The organism is Pseudomonas sp. 05N432, from assembly GCF_056396945.1.
Genome location: NZ_JBFTMM010000078.1, coordinates 1 through 556, shown reverse-complemented (window position 1 = coordinate 556; position 556 = coordinate 1). Strand labels below are relative to the sequence as shown.

At 60.1% G+C, this 556-nt stretch carries 2 protein-coding genes; both read left to right on the top strand.

Annotation, left to right across the window (positions count from 1 at the left end; translation table 11 throughout):
- On the top strand, positions 1 to 213 hold a 213-nt coding region (locus AC1DHT_RS29300), incomplete at its 5' end, for an NAD(P) transhydrogenase subunit alpha part 2 (protein WP_442114866.1).
- Positions 213 to 556 (top strand): NAD(P)(+) transhydrogenase (Re/Si-specific) subunit beta (locus AC1DHT_RS29295; RefSeq protein ID WP_442114865.1); only part of this gene is annotated, 344 nt, incomplete at its 3' end. The genes AC1DHT_RS29300 and AC1DHT_RS29295, both read left to right, overlap by 1 nt.

Here is a 556-nt window from a genome sequence, read left to right as displayed (position 1 = left end):
ATGGCGGTGACCAACGCCATTTCGGCGATCGTGATCGTCGGCGCCATGCTGGCGGCGGCGCTGACCGTGACACCGCTGGGCAAAACCATGGGCACCCTGGCTGTAGCGTTGGCGGCGGTCAACGTGTTCGGTGGTTTCCTGGTGACCCGCAGAATGCTTGAGATGTTCAAGAAAAAAGCCCCGAAAGCCGTAAAAGAAGAGGCGCCCAAGTAATGAGCATGAACCTTGTCACGACGCTCTACTTGATCGCGTCGATCTGCTTCATCCAGGCCCTGAAGGGCTTGTCGCACCCGACCTCGTCGCGACGCGGCAATGTGTACGGGATGCTCGGCATGGCGCTGGCCATTGTCACCACTGTCGGCCTGGTGTTCAAACTGGGTTCCGAGCTGGCCACCGCCGGTATCGGTTACGTCATCGTCGGCCTGCTGATCGGCGGCACTGCTGGTTCGATCATGGCCAAACGCGTTGAAATGACCAAGATGCCAGAGCTGGTCGCGTTCATGCACAGCATGATCGGTATGGCAGCGGTGTTCATCGCCATCGCCGCCGTGGTCGA